24 protein-coding genes and 1 pseudogene are annotated in these 20542 nt (G+C 61.4%); 16 read left to right on the top strand and 9 right to left on the bottom strand.

All coding sequences use genetic code 11. The annotated features are described in order from the left end of the window. The first annotated feature begins 57 nt into the window (after nucleotides 1–57). The 14 genes from K2O50_RS16470 to K2O50_RS16405 are packed head-to-tail and all read left to right on the top strand — an operon-like array spanning nucleotide 58 to nucleotide 10553. Entirely contained in the window at nucleotides 58–405 is a 348-nt protein-coding gene (locus K2O50_RS16470) for a phage tail tube protein (protein ID WP_182323074.1), read from the top strand. Then, nucleotides 405–719 carry a phage tail assembly protein gene (locus K2O50_RS16465; protein ID WP_220689887.1) on the top strand — a complete coding sequence of 105 codons (315 nt, stop codon included), beginning with the start codon at nucleotides 405–407 and terminating at the stop codon, nucleotides 717–719. The genes K2O50_RS16470 and K2O50_RS16465 overlap by 1 nt, the downstream gene beginning before the upstream one ends. Then, a complete protein-coding gene (locus tag K2O50_RS16460; RefSeq protein ID WP_182323076.1) occupies nucleotides 719–859 on the top strand; it encodes a hypothetical protein in 141 nt (46 codons plus the stop codon). The genes K2O50_RS16465 and K2O50_RS16460 overlap by 1 nt, the downstream gene beginning before the upstream one ends. Beyond that, nucleotides 849–2801: a phage tail tape measure protein gene (locus K2O50_RS16455; protein ID WP_220689886.1), complete on the top strand. Its 1953-nt coding sequence runs from the start codon at nucleotides 849–851 to the stop codon at nucleotides 2799–2801. Before K2O50_RS16460 ends, K2O50_RS16455 begins: the two co-directional genes overlap by 11 nt. 3 nt (nucleotides 2802–2804) lie before the next feature. Then, complete coding sequence (locus K2O50_RS16450) at nucleotides 2805–4076, top strand: DNA circularization protein (RefSeq protein WP_220689885.1); 1272 nt, start codon at nucleotides 2805–2807, stop codon at nucleotides 4074–4076. A gap of 3 nt (nucleotides 4077–4079) precedes the next feature. Next, a complete protein-coding gene (locus tag K2O50_RS16445; protein WP_220689884.1) occupies nucleotides 4080–5189 on the top strand; it encodes a phage baseplate assembly protein in 1110 nt (369 codons plus the stop codon). Beyond that, a complete protein-coding gene (locus K2O50_RS16440) occupies nucleotides 5186–5704 on the top strand; it encodes a phage baseplate assembly protein V (protein ID WP_220689883.1) in 519 nt (172 codons plus the stop codon). Before K2O50_RS16445 ends, K2O50_RS16440 begins: the two co-directional genes overlap by 4 nt. After that, nucleotides 5701–6099: a phage GP46 family protein gene (locus tag K2O50_RS16435; RefSeq protein ID WP_220689882.1), complete on the top strand. Its 399-nt coding sequence runs from the start codon at nucleotides 5701–5703 to the stop codon at nucleotides 6097–6099. Before K2O50_RS16440 ends, K2O50_RS16435 begins: the two co-directional genes overlap by 4 nt. Further along, entirely contained in the window at nucleotides 6089–7129 is a 1041-nt protein-coding gene (locus K2O50_RS16430; protein ID WP_220689881.1) for a baseplate J/gp47 family protein, read from the top strand. Before K2O50_RS16435 ends, K2O50_RS16430 begins: the two co-directional genes overlap by 11 nt. Next, on the top strand, nucleotides 7120–7719 hold the full coding sequence (locus K2O50_RS16425; protein ID WP_220689880.1) for a YmfQ family protein: 600 nt from the start codon (nucleotides 7120–7122) through the stop codon (nucleotides 7717–7719). The genes K2O50_RS16430 and K2O50_RS16425 overlap by 10 nt, the downstream gene beginning before the upstream one ends. A gap of 1 nt (nucleotide 7720) precedes the next feature. Beyond that, nucleotides 7721–8983: a hypothetical protein gene (locus tag K2O50_RS16420; RefSeq protein WP_220689879.1), complete on the top strand. Its 1263-nt coding sequence runs from the start codon at nucleotides 7721–7723 to the stop codon at nucleotides 8981–8983. After that, a complete protein-coding gene (locus K2O50_RS16415; RefSeq protein WP_259470159.1) occupies nucleotides 8983–9456 on the top strand; it encodes a phage tail assembly chaperone in 474 nt (157 codons plus the stop codon). Before K2O50_RS16420 ends, K2O50_RS16415 begins: the two co-directional genes overlap by 1 nt. Nucleotides 9457–9501: 45 nt before the next feature. Further along, entirely contained in the window at nucleotides 9502–10053 is a 552-nt protein-coding gene (locus tag K2O50_RS16410) for a glycoside hydrolase family 19 protein (RefSeq protein ID WP_220689878.1), read from the top strand. Further along, nucleotides 10050–10553 (top strand): lysis system i-spanin subunit Rz, encoded by a 504-nt coding sequence (locus tag K2O50_RS16405; RefSeq protein WP_220689877.1) that lies wholly within the window; start codon nucleotides 10050–10052, stop codon nucleotides 10551–10553. Before K2O50_RS16410 ends, K2O50_RS16405 begins: the two co-directional genes overlap by 4 nt. An 83-nt stretch (nucleotides 10554–10636) precedes the next feature. On the opposite strand, the gene K2O50_RS16400 is transcribed toward K2O50_RS16405, so the two are convergent. Together K2O50_RS16400 and K2O50_RS16395 are read right to left on the bottom strand one after the other, a co-directional pair. Continuing rightward, nucleotides 10637–11290: an HNH endonuclease gene (locus tag K2O50_RS16400; RefSeq protein WP_220689876.1), complete on the bottom strand. Its 654-nt coding sequence runs from the start codon at nucleotides 11288–11290 to the stop codon at nucleotides 10637–10639. 1 nt (nucleotide 11291) lies between these two features. Further along, nucleotides 11292–12500, bottom strand: a complete 1209-nt coding sequence (locus K2O50_RS16395; RefSeq protein WP_220689875.1) for an AAA family ATPase — start codon at nucleotides 12498–12500, stop codon at nucleotides 11292–11294. Nucleotides 12501–12839: 339 nt separating this feature from the next. Between K2O50_RS16395 and K2O50_RS16390 the strand changes: the two genes are divergently transcribed. Next, nucleotides 12840–13133, top strand: coding sequence for a hypothetical protein (locus K2O50_RS16390; RefSeq protein WP_220689874.1), 294 nt, complete (start codon nucleotides 12840–12842; stop codon nucleotides 13131–13133). 1 nt (nucleotide 13134) lies between these two features. After that, nucleotides 13135–13332, top strand: a pseudogene (locus tag K2O50_RS16385) (hypothetical protein); the annotation flags it as partial. A gap of 389 nt (nucleotides 13333–13721) precedes the next feature. Here K2O50_RS16385 and K2O50_RS16380 read toward each other — a convergent pair. The 7 genes from K2O50_RS16380 to K2O50_RS16350 form a co-directional block, all read right to left on the bottom strand. Then, the gene (locus K2O50_RS16380; protein ID WP_220689873.1) at nucleotides 13722–14891 is read right to left on the bottom strand and encodes an Arm DNA-binding domain-containing protein; all 1170 of its coding nucleotides are present in this window, start codon (nucleotides 14889–14891) and stop codon (nucleotides 13722–13724) included. 88 nt (nucleotides 14892–14979) lie between these two features. Further along, the gene (locus K2O50_RS16375) at nucleotides 14980–15204 is read right to left on the bottom strand and encodes a type II toxin-antitoxin system HicA family toxin (protein ID WP_259470158.1); all 225 of its coding nucleotides are present in this window, start codon (nucleotides 15202–15204) and stop codon (nucleotides 14980–14982) included. Next, on the bottom strand, nucleotides 15201–16880 hold the full coding sequence (locus K2O50_RS16370) for a DNA cytosine methyltransferase (protein ID WP_220689872.1): 1680 nt from the start codon (nucleotides 16878–16880) through the stop codon (nucleotides 15201–15203). The genes K2O50_RS16375 and K2O50_RS16370 overlap by 4 nt, the downstream gene beginning before the upstream one ends. After that, entirely contained in the window at nucleotides 16870–17142 is a 273-nt protein-coding gene (locus tag K2O50_RS16365; protein WP_310889553.1) for a hypothetical protein, read from the bottom strand. The genes K2O50_RS16370 and K2O50_RS16365 overlap by 11 nt, the downstream gene beginning before the upstream one ends. Before the next feature lie 67 nt (nucleotides 17143–17209). Next, a complete protein-coding gene (locus K2O50_RS16360; protein WP_220689871.1) occupies nucleotides 17210–17425 on the bottom strand; it encodes a hypothetical protein in 216 nt (71 codons plus the stop codon). Further along, nucleotides 17422–17769 (bottom strand): hypothetical protein, encoded by a 348-nt coding sequence (locus tag K2O50_RS16355; protein WP_220689870.1) that lies wholly within the window; start codon nucleotides 17767–17769, stop codon nucleotides 17422–17424. The genes K2O50_RS16360 and K2O50_RS16355 overlap by 4 nt, the downstream gene beginning before the upstream one ends. A gap of 47 nt (nucleotides 17770–17816) precedes the next feature. Beyond that, complete coding sequence (locus K2O50_RS16350; RefSeq protein WP_220690032.1) at nucleotides 17817–20540, bottom strand: toprim domain-containing protein; 2724 nt, start codon at nucleotides 20538–20540, stop codon at nucleotides 17817–17819. Nucleotides 20541–20542: the final 2 nt, after the last annotated feature.

Raw genomic sequence — 20542 nt, 5'->3', positions numbered from 1 at the left:
TCCGCGTCCCATCTATTCCAAGCCCGCCGCGTGCGGGCTTTTTCATGAGGGCCTTTTATGGGTCAGAAAGTCGCGGGCACCTGTTACATCAAGGTCGACGGTGCCCAGCTGGTGATTACCGGCGGCGTCGAAGCGCCGCTGTCCAAGGTCAAGCGCGAAACCATCACGCCTGGCTTTTTCAAGGAAGAAGATCGCGCCCCGTTCCTCAAGGTCGACGCGGTTAAAACCCCTGGCTTCCCGTTCGCCAAGATCGCCGAGGCCACCAACATGACCATTACCGCCGAGTTCAAGGACGGCAGTAGCTACGTGCTATCCGGCGCCTACACGGTCGATGACGTCAACGTGACCGGCGATGACGGCAAGGTTTCACTCAACTTCGAAGGCGTTTCGGGAGACTGGCAGTAATGACCACCACCATCAAACTTGGTACCCCCATCCAGGCTCATGGCGAGCCGCTCACCGAACTGACTCTGCGCCGTCCGACGACTCGCGAGTGCCGCCAGATCGGCCAGCTGCCGTATCGCATCGAAAAGGACGAGTCGGTCGGTCTCAACCTCGACATTGCCGCCAAGTACATCGTCGTGTGCGGCGAGATCCCCAGCAGCTCGGTTGATCAGCTGGACGTGACCGACCTCAACGCGGCGGCCTGGGCATTGGCTGGTTTTTTCATGGCATCCCCGGAGAAGAAGGCCGCGAAGGCGGAAGCCTCGACGGCCTGATGCAGCTGGTCTACGACCTCGCCTGGTATTGGAAGCTCAGTCCCGAGCATGTCAAGGACTGGGCGCTGGACGACCTGCTGGAGGGCTACGCCAACGCGAGCCGGATCCAATCACTAGTGGGGGCAGGGGATGGCGGATAAATTCCAGCTCAAGGCGCTGATCACCGGCGTCGACAAGCTTTCGCCGGTGATCACCGGCGTGCGCAAGAACGTGGCCACGCTGCGCAAGCAGATCAACGCCTCGGGCCTGGGCAAGATCACCTTCGCCGATGCGGTCCAGGGCGGGGCTATCGCAGCCCCGTTCGTGATGGGGGTCAAGGCGGCGATCAACTTCGAAAGCGCCATGGCCGACGTCAAGAAGGTCGTCGACTTCGAAACGCCCGAGCAGTTCCAGGCCATGAGCACCGATGTGCTCGACCTGTCCGAGCGTTTGCCGATGGCGGCCGATGGCATCGCTGCGATTGTCGCGGCTGGTGGTCAGTCGGGTATCGCTCGGGCAGAGCTGAACCAGTTCGCCGAGGACGCGGTGAAGATGGGGGTTGCCTTCGACCAGACCGCCGAGCAATCGGGCGAGATGATGGCGAAGTGGCGGACTGCCTTTCACCTGAACCAGGCCGAGGTTGTCACCCTCGCCGACAAGATCAACTACCTGGGCAACACGGGCGCGGCCAGCACCGCGCAGATCTCGGCCATTGTCACGGCCATCGGCCCACTGGGCGAAGTGGCCGGGGTCAACGCCGGGCAGCTGGCGGCGATGGGCTCGGCCCTGGCCGGGGTGGGTATTGCTCAGGACGTGGCCGCCACGGGCATCAAGAACTTCATGCTGACCCTGACCGCTGGCAATGCAGCGACGAAGTCTCAGCGGGAGGCCTACAAGTCGTTGCGCCTGGATGCCAATGAGATCGCGGAGGGTATGCAGAAGGACAGCGAAGGCACGATCAACAAGGTGCTCAAGACGCTGGCCAAGGTCGAGAAGAGCAAACAGGCGGCGGTGCTGACCAATCTGTTCGGCAAGGAGTCGGTGGGGGCCATTGCGCCATTGCTGACCAGCCTCGACACGCTGCAGAAGAACTTCAAGAACGTCGGTGCCGAAGGCAAGTTCGCCGGTTCCATGGAGGCGGAGTACTCGGCGCGGGCGGCGACCACGGCCAATGCCCTGCAGCTGCTGCAGAACCGGGTGACCCGGTTGGGTATCTCGGTCGGCTCGATCTTGCTGCCGCCGCTCAACGACTTCCTTGCATTCGTTGGCCCGCTGGTGAGTCAGGTTGCCGGTCTGGCGGCTGCTCACCCGGGGCTGATCAAGGGGATCCTTGGCGCAGCCGTGGGCTTCACGGTGTTGCGCCTGGCGGCCGCCAGTGCGACGGCGGTGCTGACTGTAATGAACGGGGTCGCAAGCATGAGCCCTATCGGCATGATCGTGCGCGGCATTGCGCTCGCCGCCGGTTTCCTGATTGCCAACTGGGGCACTGTGGGGCCGTTCTTCGAGGCGCTGTGGGAGCTGATCAAGGCATACACCGTGCCGGCCTGGGAGCTGTTCAAGCAGTTTGCGGCCTGGACGCCGCTGGGCCTGATCATCAAGAACTGGGAGCCCATCGTCGGGTTCTTCAAGGGCATCTGGGACAGGGTACGTAAGTTCATCGAGCCGATGATGAAGTTCATGGGCATGGATGACGAAGGCGAAGGCGAAGGCATCACCGCCACCATGCAGCGCGCCGCGTATGCGCAGAACGTGAGGAACGGGGAGGCTGTAGGGCAGGGCGATGGTGCGTTGCTGGCTGCCAATGCGGGTCAGCAGGCGGCGGCCCAGCAGCAGGCCATGAGCGCACGGCTCGGTATACCTGCCACCACCGACCTGCTCAAGGCTCCGGCCGTGGGCACGGCCAGCCTGTTGCGTGCTCCGGGCGGGCCCGCACCGGGCTCCCTCGTGCAGCAGGCAGCCCAAGGTCAGAAGCAAGGCCTGGAAGGCTCCATTGCGGTGCGCTTCGAGAACGCCCCACCCGGCATGCGGGTGGAGGAAGCCAAGACCAACCAGCCCGGCGTGTCTGTTTCGCAGAACGTCGGCTATCGATCGCTCGCGAGGTAATGCATGGCTGAGCAAACGTGGCGCGATCAGTTGCACCCCGCGTCCTTCCGTGGGGTGGGTTTCTTTGTCGACGCTGACTCAACGCCGGTAGGGCGCCGTGTCCAGCTGCACGAGTACCCGCAGCGGGACAAGCCGCTGGTGGAAGACATGGGCGCGCAGACGCGGCGGGTCAAGCTGACCGCCTTCGTCATCGGAGACGATTGCTTCTTCCAGCGCGACAACCTCCTGCACGCGCTGAACCAGCCTGGCCCCGGGGAGTTGATACACCCTTGGTTCGGACGCATGCAGGTCACCGCCGGCGATGGCTGCGACGTATCGCACGACCGCAAAGCCGGTGGCATGGTGCGCTTCGAGCTTGACTTTATCGAGTCCGGGGAGAAGGGCTATCCGGTGGGTGTACCCAACACCTCGCGACAGCTGGAAGACCAGTCCGAGAGTTGGCTCGACTCGGCGATTGCGCGCTACCGGGCCGCCATGGCCGTGGTCAACCGAGTGCGGATCGCCGCGGTGCAGCTGCAGAACGGTATCGCCGGTGTGCAGATGGCTATTCAGGGTGAGCTCGGGCAGATCGCCAGCGCGATCACATCGGTCAAGGTGCTGGCCGACCTGCTGGCCAACTTCCCCGACAACCTGGCCACGATGGTCGACGCGCAGTTTTCCGGTTTCGGGGATGGTAGCCGGTGGACGGGCGACGAGGATCAGGCGCCCGCGTTTACCGTGTTGGCCGGCCAGGCCAGCAACGCAACAACGGCGGCGGCAGGTCTGACTGCGGCATCGCCGCCTGCTGGTGGCCAAGCCACCGTGGCTGCCGTGGAGGCCGCCCGCGACCTGGTACGTGACGCGCTGTTGGTCAAGGCCGTGCAGATCGCCGCGCAGATGCCGGTGGTGCAGGCACCGGTGACGCTGCCCGGGGTGCCCACGCTTGAGCAGCAGGTGGGGACGCCGATCACGCGGCCCGAGGTGCCCACCACCGACGCCGTGCTGGCCTTGCGTGACGCGCTTAGCGATGCGATCTGGCAAGCCGGGATGACCGCGCCGCCGGCGCATTTCGCCGTGCTGCAGAGCACCCAGAAGAAACTGCGCGCTCATCTGACGAAGGTGGCCATGGCGGGTGTACGCCTGGTCGATGTCACCCCGAAAGAAAGCTTGCCGGCGGTGGTGCTGGCGTACCGGCTGTATGGCGATGCCACACGCGCCGACGAGATCGTTTCGCGCAACAGGGTGAGACACCCCGGTTTCCTGCCGGCGGACACCCTGCGCGTTGCACAGGAGTAACGAATGAACCCATTGAACGCTGTCACGCTGCGCGTGAACGGCATGGATTATGGCGGCTGGAAGAAAGTCCGCATCGGCGCCGGCATCGAGCGCCAAGCCCGGGATTTCAGCCTCGATGTGACGTGGCAGTGGCCCGGCCAGGCCCAAGAAATCCCGATTCGCCAGGGTGACCGCTGCGAAGTGCTGATCGGCGAAGATCTGGTGCTGACCGGCTGGGTCTTCGCCACGCCGGTACGCTACGACGCCCGGCAGGTGACGCGCTCGATCAGCGGCCGCTCACTGACCGCTGACCTGGTGGACTGCTCTGCAGTGAACAAGCCAGGGCAGTGGAAAGGACAGAGTGTGCAGCGAATCGTTACGGCGCTGGCCAGCGACTACAACATCGCGGTGCGCAGCCAGGTGCCGGACACCGGCAAGCTGGCCGACCACACCATCGAGCCTGGGGAAACCACGTTCGAATCCATCGACCGCCTGCTGACGCTCTCGCGCCTGCTGTCCACCGATGACCCACGCGGTCGGCTGGTGATCATCAAGCCGGGCAGCGCCGGTCATGCTGTCGACAGTCTGGTACTGGGCGAAAACCTGCTGAGCGGTGAAGCGGATCTGGATTTCTCGGGGGTGTTCTCCGAGTACCGGGTTACCGGGCAGCGCTCTGGCGCCGATGGCGAGCGCGCCGAGCAGGCCAGCGAGGTGAAGGCCGCCGTCACCGATCCCCGAGCGGCGCGCAGGCGGGTGTTGCTGATCCATGAAAGCGGGCAGATGACGCCGGAACTGGCCAGTGCACGGGCGAACTGGGAGCGCGGCAACCGAATGGGGAAGGCGCTGACCCTCAAGTACCAGGTGCAAGGCTGGCGGCAGTCCAACGGTGCGCTGTGGTTGCCGAACATGTTGGTGCGGATTGTTGACCCTGTGCTTGGGATCGACCGCGACATGTTGATCAGTGAGATCGAGTACAGCTTGGACGCCGGCACGATCTGCAACATCACCGTCGGCCCGCCCGATGGCTTCGACCCCGAGCCGAAAGACCCGCACAAGGCACGCAAGATCAAGAAAGGCGGCAAGGCCGACAACTTCGAGTACCTGATCCCCGCTGACTGGAAGCCCGCGCCATGAACCCTTTGAGACAGATCCGCAACCTGGTGACCCGTGGCGTCGTCTCGTTGGTCAACGCCGGCAGCCAACTGCAGACCCTGCAGATGCGCCTGCACGCCGATGAAGTGAAAGACGGCATGGAGCACTTCGAACCCTATGGGTTTACCGCGCACCCGCACCCTGGCGCCGAAGGCCTGTCGCTGTTCTTCAACGGCGACCGCTCCCACGGCGTGGTCATCTGCGTCGCCGACCGTCAGTTCCGGATTGCCGAGCTGCAGGCTGGGGAGGTGGCGATCTACACCGACGAAAAGGACACGTTGATCTTCAAGCGCGGCAACGTCGTGGAGCTGACAACCCGGACCTTCAAGATCAATGCGGAAACGGCGGTCGAGATCGACAGCCCCGAGATCCGTACCACCGGCCGCATCGTGTCGGTCGGCGACCAGATCGCCGGTCCAATCAGCCAGATCAACCACCTGCACGGCGGTGTGGTCGTGGGCGACAAGCTGACGGCCAAGCCCGAGGGGGCAGCATGACGCTGCTCGATGACGCCTCCGAAAGCGCCTGGCGGCGGGCTGCGGTGATCAGCCTGCTGACCTGGCGCCGCGCCGAGGCTGACGACGTGCTCGATGACAACGAGCGCCAGGGCTGGTGGGGCGACAGCTTCCCCAGCGTGGCAAATGATCGCATTGGTTCGCGGCTGTGGCAGCTGCGCCGGCGCACGTTGACCGACGCCACGCTGCGAGACGCGGAAACCTTCGCCCGCGAGTCACTGGCCTGGATGCTGGACGATGGCCGCGTCTCCGATGTGGCTGTGGCCGTCACCCGGGGCATCGACCGACTCGACCTTGCCGTCGTCATCAGCCTGCGCGATGGCGGGCAGGTGGACCTGAAACTCGACAATCTATGGCAGGTGATACATGCCGTTTGATATTCCAACCCTGCCCGAGCTGATCAGCCGTGAGCAAGCGGCGCTGGCGGGCTCCACGGCGCTGCAGCGTAGCGATGCCGAGGTGCTGGCTCGGGTGTTGGCGGCTGCGTCCTACGGGCGATATGGCCAACAGAAATACATTGCTAACCAGATCCTGCCGGACACGGCTGACGAAGACACCCTGCGCCGGATGGCGGCGGCCCGTCTCAAGCGTGATCGCTTGCCGGCGGTATCCGCCACCGGCACTGCAGTCTTCACGGGCGCGCCCGGAGCCGTGATCGATGCCGGGGTGCTACTGCAGCGCGACGATGGCCTGCTATTTCGAGTAGTTATCGGCGGCACCCTGGCCGCTGCAGGCGTCGCGTTGGAAGTCGCAGCGGTCGATCCAGGCCAACTCGGTAACACCCCGCCGGGCGTCACGCTGAGGCTGGTTTCGCCGGTGCTCGGCGTCAACGACGTGGCCAAGGTTGCAGCCCCTGGCTTGGGTGGTGGTACCGAGCAGGAGAGCATCGAGGCGCTGCGCGCTCGGGTGATTCGCTCGTACCGCGTCATCCCGCACGGTGGCAGCCAGAGCGATTACGAGACCTGGGCGCTGGAAGTGCCGGGCGTGACGCGGGCCTGGATTGTTCGGCGCTGGATGGGGCCGGGCACGGTGGGTGTGTTCTTTGTGCGCGACAACGACATCGACCCGATCCCCACGCCCGAAGCCTGCGCGGTGGTGCAGGAGTACATCGAGCAGGAACGCCCGGTGACGGCAGAGGTATACGTGCTGGCTCCGGTTGAGAAGCCGGTGCAGTACGAAATCAAGGTGAGCCCCGACAGTTCTGCAGTGCGCCGGGCCGTGGAAGCCGAGCTTGTGGAGCTGCATCAGCGCGAATCCGGTTTGGGAATCGAGCTGCTGCTGTCACATATCCGGGAGGCGATCAGTGGGGCGGTGGGTGAGCGCGACCACCAGGTACTGAGCCCGGCGGGCAACGTCCAGGCGGCACCGAATGAGCTGCTCACCTATGGGGGTGTGTTATGGCGTTGAGAACCACCGCCGACTACCACGCGCAGCTGCGCAGCCTGCTGCCACCAGGTCCTGCCTGGGATCTGGAGTTCAATCGCGGGATTGACCAGCTGCTGCTGGCCGGTGCCGATCTGCTCGCGGTCGAAGACGGGCGCGCCCAGGACCTGCTGGCCGAATCGAATCCCGACACCGTGCGCGAACTGGTGCCCGACTGGGAGCGGGTGATGTTCCTGCCGGACCCATGCATGGGCGAGTCACCGAAGTTCGAGGATCGTCAGCTTGCCGTGCGCCGTCGCCTGACAGAGGTGGGGGGCCAGTCGCGGGCCTACTTCGTAGAGCTGGCCATCACCCAGGGGTATCCGAATGCCCAGGTAATCGAACACCGGGCGCCGCGTTTTGGTCGCTCGCGCTTCGGCTCGGCCCGCTTTGGCACCTGGTCAGCTCAATTCATGTGGACGCTGGACACAGGGCCGCGTCGCCGCCTCGGGCGTCGCTTCGGCGCTGCCTACTTCGGCGAAACGTTCGGCGGCAATCCCAGCGGCGCCTTGGAATGCGCATTAAGACGCAGCGCCCCGGCGCATGCGATTGAATTTATCAAGTACGGGGAATGACATGGATTATCCAAAGAGCACACCAGGCGCCGGCCTGGTGGACGGGCGCTTTGTGGACGAAAACACTACCACCGGCCAGCCTGGATCGTTGATCCCGGCATCCTGGGGAAACGGCGTCACTGACGAGCTGGTGAACGTCATCAAGGCTGCAGGCCTCGAACCCGACGAAGCGGCACATGACCAGCTGTTGCGGTCGATTCGCAGCATGCTGTCGGGGGATTTCAAGCGAGCGGTGCGCGTGGCGACGACGGCCGCCATCGGCCTGGATGGCCTGCAGGTGATCGACGGTGTGCAGCTCGCCGCCGGTGATCGCGTTCTGGTGAAGGATCAGCCCAGCAAGGCCTTGAACGGCATCTGGCTCGCGCAAGCCAATGCGTGGCGACGTGCCGATGACTTCAGCGGTGGTGGCGATGTCGGCGGCGGTCTGGTCGTGGCGGTGGCCGCAGGCACCACCTACGGCCCTTCGGTTTGGCAGTTGGCCACGCCTGGTCCTATCACGGTGGGAGTCACTGAGCTGACGTTTACCCTGGCCTTCGGTCGCGTGGTCGCCGCTGGTTCGTATGCCAAGGTGACTGTTGATTCGGCAGGCCGCGTGGTGGGAGGGAGTTCCGACCTGGGCGGGGTAACCGGTGTTCCGGGGGTTGTGGCCGGAGCGATGGCAGATATCGCGGATACCCGCTTCCTGGCGGCAGCGGATGCCACGACGGATAAGCCGGTTGGTATCAGCTACGCCGGTGGCATGTCCATTAAGTACCCGGACGGGAAGATGGCCATCCAGTTCCTGGGGGCCGTCACGCATGATCACTTTTGCGTTCGCCGGGTAGAGACCAACGGAACCGGGCAATGGCGAACGCTGTTCCATAGCGGGAACTTCGACCCCTCCAGCAAGGCCGACGTGGCCAATGTCTACACCAGGGCCGACACCAACTACCTGATTAACCAGGCCGTCGAAGCGTTGTTACCCCGACGTAACTTTGGTGCACCGGACTTCATTCGCATTCCTGACCGCACTGGCGGCTTGCTCTTGGTGATGGGGACGACGCTGGTAGCGCCGGAGTCGTCGGTCGATGTCACGTTGCCCATCACCTTCAACGGGGGCAGAGGTGCCATCGCTACTGTGGCGGCCGGTACGGCCAATAACCAGGGCAACTACAGCGCCTATGCACAGCTGACGTCAAACTCAACGTTGCGCCTCACGCAAGATGTGTCGACCACCAGCGGGGCAGCAAACCAATACATCAGCTGGATGGCTTGGGGATACTGATGACTGAGCATGAAGAAGATTTGACCTCGGGGCCGGTGGAGCCGGTGTGGTTCTACAGTTTCGAGCTCGCGGGGTGGTTCTCTCCGTCCTACAACCTGGCCATGCCCGCCGATGCCCTGGAGGTGAGCGCCGAGCATCGAGCGACGTTGTGCGCCGGCACCGAGGAAGGGCAAGTGATCGTGCCCGGCGCTGATGGCGAGCCGGTGCTAGCGGACCCGCCGCCGCCTTCCAATGAAGTGCTGGCCGAGCGTGAGCGCCGTTGGCGTGATCAACAGTTGCTGCAGACCGACTCAATCGTGACGCGCCATCGCGACGAGCTGGAGTTTGAATCGAGCACCACGCTGACTGCCGAGCAGTACCGCGAACTTCAGCTGTTCCGCAGCGCGCTACGCAAGTGGCCGGAATCCTCGACATTTCCAGACTTGCCGGGGCGCCCGACGTCACCGGGATGGCTAGCTGCACTCACTCAATAAGGCCCCGCATCGACGGGGCTTTCTTCATCAGAAGGAATGACTTCAATGCCGATCAATGAAAAGCAGTTGCTGCAAATTCTTCCCAACGCCGGCCGCCAAGCCGGCGTTTTTGTTCCTGCCCTGAACGCGGCAATGGGTAAGTACGCGATCATCGCCCGCTTGCGCATGGCCGCATTCATCGCCCAGATCGGCCACGAGTCGGGCCAGCTGCGTTACGTGCGCGAGTTGGGCAGCGATGCATACCTCTCCAGGTACGACACCGGGCGCCTTGCACAGCGCCTTGGGAACACGCCTGAGGCGGATGGTGACGGGCAGAAGTATCGCGGTCGAGGGCTGATCCAGGTGACTGGCCGCGACAACTACTTGGCTTGCAGCGAGGCACTGTTCGGTGACGCTCGGCTGCTTGCTACCCCCGAACTGCTTGAGCACCCGGTCTATGCCGCGATGTCGGCGGGTTGGTTCTGGCAGCGAGCAGGGCTCAACGGTCTCGCGGACAAAGGGGACTTCCTGGCGATCACGAAACGCATCAACGGCGGCACAAATGGTCTTGAGGATCGCGAAGCCCTCTACAAGCGGGCGCTTGAGGTGCTGCAGTGAGTGCGATTGCCTGGCGTATTGCCGGTTGCGCATTGCTGCTTGGCGTGGTGCTGGGTGGTTATGGGCAGGCATGGCGCTACGGGCGTTTACTGGCTGAGCAGGAACAGGAGCTGCTGCAGCAGCGCCTGGATCAGGCTGAGGCGCTGCATGGCCTGCTGCTGACCGAGCGCGAGCAGCGCCAGGGCTTGGAACAGCGTCTGAAAGACACCACACAACTACATTGGAAGGAATTGACTGATGCCCAACAAGCTCAGGCTCGTCTGCGCGACCGGCTGGCTACTGCTGATCTGCGGTTGTCAGTCCTACTCGACACCACCGACCAATGTGGTGGCTGTGGGGTGTCAGCCACCGCCGGCGCCGGAAGCGTGGTTCATGGAGCCATACGCGCCTACCTTGACTCAGAGCATGCTCAACGAATTATCAAGATAACCAGCGAAGGTGACCGCGCCATCATCGCCCTGAGGGCGTGTCAAAAATATATAAAGAATTTATCTAACTAGTTTTATAGATATTCATTCACGAGGCCAGGGTGCACTGCATCCGAGATAGAAGGCCTCGTGTTTTCTTGCGTGAGTCTAGAATGCTACAAGAAGTTGTAGTCTTTAGCGATCTTTGATAGGACGGAGTCTCTCTTGATGCAAGTTTTCCAAAGTGCTGAAAAAGGATGCTTGGGAGATATCATAGCCTTGAGTTTATCAGCTGCTGCAATTATGTCTCTCTCGCCTGAAGATCTGTTTTTCAAGGTTTTACGCAAGAGGAGAAGGTCTAGGTGATAATCCGAGATGTTTTCCATAAGTGCCTTGCGACTAATTCTTCGCAGCGGGGTGCCTGCGTCGTTATAGCAACGCCTAAGGAGGTCAATCGTATTAAGAGTCTGATCTGAAGGGCTGTTTTTCAGTGGGGCTACTAATATGTCTTCATCGTAGTACGGTGTTATAGATAGCTCTATAAGGTCGTCAATATTAATTTCCGGATTGCAGCAGTCTAGCAGGTTTGTGTGTTTTGTTCCTTTGATGCTGTTGCATCTGCTGCAAGCATAATATAGGTTTGTCCATTCGTATTTTTTAGCTTCGTCTAAGCTGTGGGGGTGAAAATGCTCAATTTCAGGGTCTGGTAAGGGGAACTGCTCGCACAAGTAACATTTGCCATAGAAGATATCCTCTAATATGTTAACTATTTCTTCGGTATTATATCCCGATTGTTTTGTGCAGTCTGGCGCCACGTCTGGTCGCGTCACCTTAAACATCTTTTTGTTCTCTATCTTGGAGGATGTTAAGTGCGTGCTCGTAAACGACCTTGGACCGGTTGTCAAGGTGGTCGTAAGAGCTTTCAAGCTTTGTAAGTAGCGGCTTGATTTGGCTGCTGGTGCTGTATTCACTCTTGAGCACTTCTATAAGCTTTTTGGTGAGGCTTTCAAGGGAGATAGACTTCGTATTCGTATCCAATAGCCCTTCGACGATGGCTGAGTATGAATAAAGTGTTATGTCTTCCTCGATTATTGAGTTGCTGGATATGTCATAAATAACTACTTGGGATGAAGACGTTAGTACAAATGGGGAGTGCGTCGTCAGAATAAATTGGATTTTGGGGAAGCTGTCTATGAGGAAGGGTAGGATAAGCCTTTGCAGTGAGACGTGCAGATGTATTTCAATTTCATCTATTATAACAATGCCATGCAGGTCTTCAGGGGTTAGATTTCTTGCTTCAGCTTGTAAAAGGATTTCGCTGTAATAACAGAAGAATGCGGAGTACCCAGATGATAGTGTTTGGAAACTGGTGTCAGGCTTGCCATCTCTACGAATGGTTATACTGGTTTCATCTAAATTAAAAACTAATTCCGCTGATTCGTCCTCCATTAGTAGTTTGAGGTTTCGGCGCAAGCGTGAAAGGAAGGAGTCAATTTTTTTGGCGAGTTCTACGTCTGGGTGTCCCCCCATCATAGCGCGTCTAGCTTCAAGGTTTACTATATGTTGTTCTAATTTATCTGCTAATCCCCCGGGAGATCTAAGCTTCTGAAGGCCATTAGCAAGTCCATCGATATGGTCGGTTGAATTGATAGAGGATCTGCGAGTGGCCGAGAAAGAAAATATTCCTATGTTTCCTTTTGCCTCTGCTTCGGTTTGGTTGGAACGGTCGAATACGGGGGCAATAGTCTCCTCTAATTTTTGCTTGATTGCCATTAGTCTCGCTATTTCGCTAGCGGCCCGTACTGATTGAGCTGCGATGGGGGGCGTGTTGTTGAGCCTCTCAATTTCTTGAAGTATTTCGCCGTAGTCATTTTGTAGGTAAAGTTTCTGGGCGGCACATGTTTCATGAAGTTTCGTCAGGAAATAGGTCTTTCCGGAACCATTTCGCCCGGTTATTATTAATGACTTCCCTTTTAGCGGTATGTCTAATTCGGTTGTTGAGTTGGGGATTCTTCCCGTGATGTGAACGATTTTTCTCATCGCTGTCCTTGTGTGTCTTTTAAGTGGGCCTAGGGTGATATGGATTTTTGATTTTTATTATTTTTGACTTTGCGATTTTTTATGTGGTGTGGGCAGTTACTAACGCATCTTAGAGTCTTTCATAGGTTGGTGTAGGCGACGGCAGTAAAGCATCATTAACACCGTTGAGGCACTGCTGCCTTTGTCGTCGTTGCAACACTGTACCTCCTGGGTGGCTGGTCACCGACGTTGCCCCACCATTTTTCCTAATCCAACAGAGAGGATAGCCCGCCGGGCGGTACTGGCCAGGAATCCGTTTGGATGGTTAGATGCTGTATGTACATACAGTATTGGTCCTCCATGTATTTTCTCTTAACCCGTCGCCGAGAGCGCGGCGTCGCCATCCCCAACGACAAGCTCGCCAAGATCAAGCCGTTGCGCGCAGACGTGCATATCGAGTACGGCCACAGCAAGGTGCTTGGCCGTCCATGCATAGAGGCCTGGGTGTTCAACCCAGCGCCCAGCGGAGACATCATCCCGCGCCTGCATGACGCCTGCGTCAACGGCATGGCCCAGCTGGGCATGAACATCACCGGCTTCGAAGAAATCGACGGCGTGCTGTACTCGCAATCGTGGTGGTGCCGTGTTGAGTAGCCTGGCGGGCATCCCGCGCCCGTGGCTCGACGAGCTGTACGACGGCCCCGCCCTGGTCACCGACCCGGACGGGCGCGCCGCAGTGCTGGCCGAAATGGCCTATGCGGCCAGCCGGCGCTACGAGATCGACTCCGGTGTACTCTCTGACATGCTTGAGCTAGTCGAAGCGGCCAGGGTGTGGGCGTTACTTGAGTGGGAATAAGCCCTTCATATTGATTGGACAAGGTAGTCGTGGAAGGTAAACGAGCCAGAACGGATCGTGGTCAGCAGAGCGCTGTGGTGGGGAAAATCGATTCCAAAATCGAAAGTGTGACCCTTATGCTATGCGGGTTGTAGCCGAGTCTTCTTGTGTTCGTTTTGGAATCGATTTTTACGTTGACGCCTTGATAAATGGGCGCTTATGGTACGGTCTTGAAAACCGTCGATGGGCAACTATCCTAGAGTTCGAATCTCTACGCTTCCGCCATCTAAGTGCCTGATTTCATTGGTGTTTACCTTAGGCGACCCCTCAAAAGGGAACGTTTTGGGAACATTTTGGGAATCGAAGGCAAAAGGAAGGGGCCGTCATGGCCCCTTTTTTTATGCGCTTCAGCTCAACTTGAGCGCCTGGTTCAACAACCCCACCACATCCGGCCCGTCCTGGCTGATCCACTTCGCGTAGTGCCTGAAGATCATGGCCGTCGAGGTGTGCCCCATCTGATCCGCAATCCACTCTGGCGTGGCCAGTCCGCTGCTCAGCATCTGGCTGGCGAAGGTGTGCCGGCAGGTGTTCGGACCACGTTGGCGAACGCCGGCCTTCTCCAGGTGGCCGATCCACCACCCGTGCCGCAACACGTCGGAGGACCGGTACGGTTCACCTGTGGCGGTGTTGTGGAAGACAAAGCGCACGCGCTGCTCCCGAATCGTCCGGTTGTCGCGCTCGACGACCTGGATCAGCTCCGCCGGCAGTTGCCTGGTGAACCTCTCCTGCGCCTCCAGCGCACGAAGGGCAGGTGCGAGCAGCTTTACCTTGCGCGTCGACCGCCGTGTCTTGGTCACCTTGTATTGCCCGGCGACCCGCGCGCGGCGGATCTCCACGGTGCCGGCGGCCAGGTCGACGTCCTCCCAGGCCAAGGCAATCGCCTCGCTGACCCGCGGGCCGGACCAGATCATGTACTGCGACAGGTTGATCTCCTGTTGCCGCTCGGTCGGGTACCCTAGGATCGCGTCGATCTCTTCCCGGGTGAACGGATCGGGGTCGTCAGCATCCGGCAGAGAGATGGTGATGCCGTCGGTGGGATCGAACGCCGAACGGTTCCGAGTGCGGTACAGCCGGAAGATCTGCCGCAGGTGGCTGACGATTTCCCGCACGGTCTTGTTGTGCAGCTCGGGCATCAGCACGGACTGCACCCAGTGCTGAATGTCCAGGTGATCGATTCGGTCAGCCTGCATCGCCCCCCAGCGCGGCCGGATGTGCTTCTCGGTACGGCTGCGGTACATGGCGAAGCCGCTGGCCGCCATCTGGTTGCGTTTGATCTCGAGCCAGAGATCGATGTAGTGGCCCAGCGAGTTGGTCTTGATCCGGGGAGAGTTCGGGAAGTGACGGGCGTAGTCGAACGTTCCGGCCTCGATCTCGTAGTTGATGATCCCGACCAGGCGCTCGGCGTTGGCCAGGTTGGCGGGTGAGGCACTGCCGGGGATTGTCTCCCGGCACAGCTCGCCCTGGTAACGGAAATACACGCGGATGTGATTGCCGCGTACTTCGACTCCATCTGCCATTGAATTTCACTCGAAAACAGAGAAACGGCCCAGAGTATGGGCCGTTCCAAGAGGATGGCCCGTTTTCAGGGCCTAGAAGATTGGGGCGTCAGTTCTTGGCGTCGGCTCGTGCGAGCATCGCAATGGCGTTGTGAACTGTGCGCCAGTCGCTGGGTGTCCTGCTGGTGTGGACAACCGGTTTGCCTGGCTTGTGCAGGCGCAGGTGACCACCGCGGGTGAAACTGATGCTCCACCCATGGTTGTGGGCATACCAGACCAGAAGGGCAAGACGTTTGCCCAAGCGGCGTGCTCTCGGGAGCATTACCAGGCTCATGCTGCAATCTCCCTTTGCGCAACGCTCAGGCCCACCGCTACGGGGCGAACCCAGATAGGCATAGCGTTCAACATGAACGTCTCGCCCTGGGCAGCCAGCAATAAGGTGGTACCCATGACATGGGCGATAGCCTCCGCTGCGGCTGGTGGGACAGCGTTACCGATCCGCTCGCGCCATGCCTGATCGCTCAGCCCGTCGAGCTCCAGCTGCTCTTCGGGCTCGACCAGGCTCTGCAGGGCTGCCAGCTCCAGGGTGGTAAAGGGACGGTGCCAGGTACCGTCGAGCGACTCGATCACACAAGTAAGCCTGTCGTCCGCCTCGGGGAGGCGGGGATCTGCGACGCTCCAGCGGCCATTGTCGTGCATGGCGCTTGCGGACACGGCGCCGGCCGGACCAGCCCAAGGCACCACGCCATAGTGGCCGCCAGTCAGGTAGGCATCGCCTTTGGTACGGCGCATGCCCGGGCGAGGGTCCTGAACAGCGAAGGCGCCTTGGCCAGTGGTGCTGCCAGCGATCACGGTGCCGGCCGAGCTGGCGTATGGCGTGACCAAATACTTGCCGAAGCCGTTGCCTACCCGGCGAGGGTCAGCAACGCTGAATGTCCCTTGGCCTGGGCTCTTGACCCCGATCACCGCGCCGCTGGTGTCCTGCCAGCGGCGCACGCCGTATTGCTGGTACTGCAGGGCTCCGGCTTTGGCGCGAGGGTCCGCTACCGAGAACTTGCCATTGGTTGGCCCGCTGCGTGCCGCCACGGTACCGGCCGGCTCGGCCCAATCGTTCACGCCGAGGAAACCGTCGCGGAACTGCGGCACGATGATCAAGTCGCGCAGGTAGCCATCCTCGATCGACAGGTCATTCAGGCTGCGCCAGTCCTTGCCTGCTTCGACCAGGGCCAGACGAACCCAAGTCTTCCACTGCAGGGCCGGTACCCGGTGCATCGGGCCGGCCTGCTCGATATCGCCGGCCAGCGGCATGCGTCCGAGCACATCGCCCACCGCGCGCAGATTTTTCTTCTCCGGCTCGTACAGGAACGGTGGCACTTTCTCGACGTGGCGAGCTACCAGCAGGAAGCGCTTGCGGCTCTGGGCCAGGCCGCCGATGACGCCACAGTCGTGGGTAGTCTCGGCAACCGCATAGCCGAAGTGGCTGAGCAGGGCGCCGATCTGGTCCAGCAGGTGCCGGCCGCGGCTGGCCAGGCGCGGGACGTTCTCGAACACCAGCAGCGGTACCGGGTCATCCTTCCAGGCCTCGCCGAACAGCCAGATGCAGCGAAGCGTCAGTTCGTTCAGGGCCTGGTACTTCGGGGTCAGGCTCATGGTTTCCGACAGCAGTCCACTGGCGCCCTTGCAAGGGGAGCTGATGAAGACGGCGTCCGGCCGACGGCCACCAGCTGCGCGCCGGATATCCTCCGGCGTAGCCTCCCGCCAACCCGGCGGCGGCTCTTTGCCGTGAAAGCGGATGTACTGGTCGCGGGTGAACAGATCGATCAAGGTGCCCTTGACGCCCGACAGGCGCTCGAAGTCGGCCAGGCCGGCTGGGTCAACGTCCACCCCGCCGATGCACTCCCACTCTGCCTGCATGTTGCCGACGATGGGCTTGGCCCGGTTGAAACCCTTGGCGCCGCCCCCCAGGCCGCAACAAAGGTGGAAGTGATAGAGCTTGCGCTTAGCGAGCATTGCGACGGCCCCCTTGTGCCCGTTTGGCTTCAATGTTGGCCATGTAGGCGCTCCAGTACGCGGACTGACGCGTCTGGCGGATCCTGCTGCAGCGCTGGTGGTTGCCGTGGGAGCGGGCTTTCTTGCAGATGTCGCAGTGGTTCGGTAGGTCGAGGGAATGGCTGGCCAGCCGTGGGCGAGTTTGTGGGGTTGTACCGAGGCCTGCACGGTCCTGGGGTGTGGTAGCCTTGGCGCCGCCAGCTTCGGGGGTTTGTGATTGCATGTTGCTTCTCCTTGGGGTTGGTTCGGCGCCGGGGAGTTGCCGCTCCCTGGCGCCTTCCTTCACTGCTTCACACGCCGGCCGCGACGGCCTGCATGTCCTTCTCGATCTCCCTCACCACCGCATCCCGGTCACTCGCATAGGCGAACGGCTGCGCCGCGCCTGGTCGCGTGATGGGGAAACGGGTGTGGGGCAATCGGCACTCGGCCACGGTGTAGCCGCTGTCGGTCACCCAGCACCGCGGGATGACCTGGCCGTCCGCATTGCGCTTGGCCTGCCACTTCATCCCCAGTACTCGCGCAACTGGTTGAAGATCATTTGCCCGCGCGGCAGGTACTCGTGCACCTCCTGCTCCGGTGAGTTGTCCAGACGCAGCACTGCCATGCAGTCATCGAACAGTCCGGCGTCCAGGCTGCGCAGGTCGGTCAGTTGAAAGGGATACGCCTGGGCGTTGTACAGGCCGAGCAGGAAGCGGCCGATCACCCGGCTCTGGCCGGAGTCGCGCAGTGCCACGGGCACCAGACGGGCGAGGGCCTTGGTGCCGGCGTCACGGATCGCTGGCCGCTCCTCCTGGTAGCGCACCAGGGCATCGAACAACTCGTCGCGGTTAGCAGCTTTGGTGTTTTGCATGTTGCTTCTCCTTGGGGTTGTACCCGGCGTTGCCGCGCCGGGCTGAATCAGCTGGCCTTGAAGGTCCAGCACTTGACGGTGGTGGGGCGCAGGTTCACGGCCGTGGTGCGGTTGTTGAATGCCGCACGCACGGCGCTGTCGACGGCGTGGTTGTTGCTGATGAAGGGGCGCGATTTGCTGTTGCGCAGCAGGTTGCGCAGGGTGGTGGCGTCGGCCACCTTCTGCTTGTGCTCGGCCGCGCGCTCGCAGAACTCGTTGAGGTGGATGGCGATCAGCTCGGCGTTCTTGCTGTGATCCACCACCGGCTCGTCGCTGAGCGACTCCAGGTAGTCGAACACCTCCCAGAACTCGGCCACTTCCTTCGGGTCGGCGTTCACCGCGTGCTGGCGGCCGACGGCCATGGCGCGCAGCTCGCGTTGGGTGGCTTCGTGCTGGCGGTCACTCATGGGCACTACGACCCGCAGCGCGTCGACCAGGGCCATCATCTGGGCGTGGTTCTTGATGATCCGCTCAATGCGGATCTCGCGTTGTTCGCGCAGGGCTTGTTCGTGCAGCTTCACCTGGGCACGGAAGGTCTCCATGACTTGCAGCTCAGCCTTGGCGGCCATCAGCAGGAAGTGGCTCACTTCGCTGGCCTGCAGGTGGTTGAGGTTGTCAGCGGCCGAACGGCTGTCGTTGGTAACCTCGGGGCGCATGAAGTGCAGCTTCACGATCCGGGTGAGGATCGCCTCGGACGCGACCACGGGGGCGTTCTGGCTGAACACCAGGGTGGCGCGGAAGGGCGGGGCGTTGGTGTCGTTGCCGCCGTTCTTCACACCGGTCAGGCCCAGGCCGCGACCGTTGAACAGCGGCTTGAACTGGTCGAAGTCGAAGGACTTGGTAGCCCCTGTCTCGGCATCGCTGCGGTCGGCCTCCAGCATTACCACGGGCATGCCTGAGGTCTGGCTCAACCAGCGGCGCAGGCCGGCCTTGGTCATCTTGATCGGGTCGTCGCCTTCCTCGTCCTGCCGCCCGAGCAGTTTCCACAGGAACATCAGCAGCGTGGACTTGCCGGCGCCGGCCTCGCCAGTCACCTCCAGGAACGGGAACGATTGGAACTCGGCACGGATCTGCTCGGCGAACAGCGAGCCGAACCAGAAGGCGAGGGCGACCACCCCTTGGGTGTTAAAGCAGGTCCATAGCCACTTGAACCATTCTGGCCGGTAGGCCGACGCATCCTGGTTGATCTCCAGCTTGATCGACTTCTGCAGTGTCTTGAGGCGCAGGCCCTTGAATTCGAAATAGTCCTCGGCGTTCGCCTTCTCCAGTACGCCCCCGCGCACCGCCAGGTCACCGAACACGTAGCAGCCGTGCTCCTTGCTGTAGCCGACGTAGTCGATGGTCTTGACGGTTTTCAGCCCGAACAACTGCTGCTGCATGATCCGGTCGAGCTGGGAGCCGCTGCCGGTGAACACTGCGCCGGCCGCCATACCCAGCAGCCGCTTCTTGAACTCGCTGGCCGCTGCGACCTGGCCGCCGGTAAAGGTGTTCAGCACGCTCGGTTCGTCGTGCGGAAAGTCCACGCGGAAGTAGTACCAGGACTCGTCTGTCACCTCGTTGCGCTGGAAGTACAGAGCCTGGGGATTGCAGTTGGCGATTTCGATCACCGCGCCACACTGCCGCAATGCCTTGTCCCGGCGCTGACGGTCGGTGAGCACCTGGTCTTCCTGGCGCTCTGATTCCTCCAGCTGCTGCTGTGCCTTTGTGAATTTCTCCACGTCCATCTTGAACCAGTACAAGCGGTTCTCGAATGAGAAGTGAAATTCGTGGCGCTCGCGCCAGTCATACATCAGCACGCCTTTCTCTGCGGCGCTGTCGGCCAGCAGCAGGCTGCCGTGGTACCGCGCTTCGCGCAGGTCTTTATCGATCTGCTCTTGACGCTTGTCGGCGTCGATGAAGTGCCAGCGCTGGTGCAAGTCGTTCCAGTCGACCTTACGCCCTTGCTGTGGGATCTGTGCTGCCTGGCAGCTGTAGCCCAGCTCCCGCGCCATCGCGGCATGCTTGCGTGTGTACCGGTGAGCGCCTGGTTCATTGTCTAGCGCCCACACCAGGCGAGGCAGCTTCTGACCGGCCTCGGTGCGTTGCTTGGCCAGCGCCTTGAGCGACTCGAACGGGAAGGCGCCTGAACTCATGGCGGACACCGCATCGACCTTGTTATGCACCAGTGCGGTGGCGTCGAAGATGCCCTCGACGATCCACAGTTCGTCCACTGTGGTCAGGTCGACACAGGGTGGGCACCACCAGTACCCGCGCGGTGACTGACCCGGCGCGAATCGCGCCTTCTTCTTGCCAAAACGGTGCGGCTGATCGATCAGGCGCTCCCAGAATCCGCCGTGCTCCAGGGGGAAACGCACGGTGGCGCTGCCAATGCCAAGAAGGCGATCCCAGTAGTTGTCTTGCGTGTACGAACCCTTCAACAGCTCCAGGTCGAAACCGCGCGCATTCTTCAGGTACGCGTCAGCAGACGCATGCGGCGTCTCTACAGAGGTTGGATAGCGCTTGCTGTAGTCGTCGAACAGATCGTCGTACAGCTCTTTCACATGCCACTGCTCGCCGCATTTGCTTTCCCGCCCGCACTTGATGAACCAGGGTTCGTCCTGGCGGGAGTACAGCTCCTTCTTGCCACAGCTCGGGCACGTGCCCTTGCGCAGGTACTTGGTGCCGTTGATTGGCTTCAGCCCGTAGTCATCCTGCAGGCGCCGCAGGACATCGGCGCGCAGTCTTTCTTCCATCG

This window comes from Pseudomonas sp. 2hn (genome assembly GCF_019646095.1).
Lineage (GTDB): Bacteria > Pseudomonadota > Gammaproteobacteria > Pseudomonadales > Pseudomonadaceae > Aquipseudomonas > Aquipseudomonas peradeniyensis.
The sequence above is the reverse complement of the archived record's forward strand: the minus strand, read 5'-3'. Positions and strand labels throughout refer to the sequence as shown.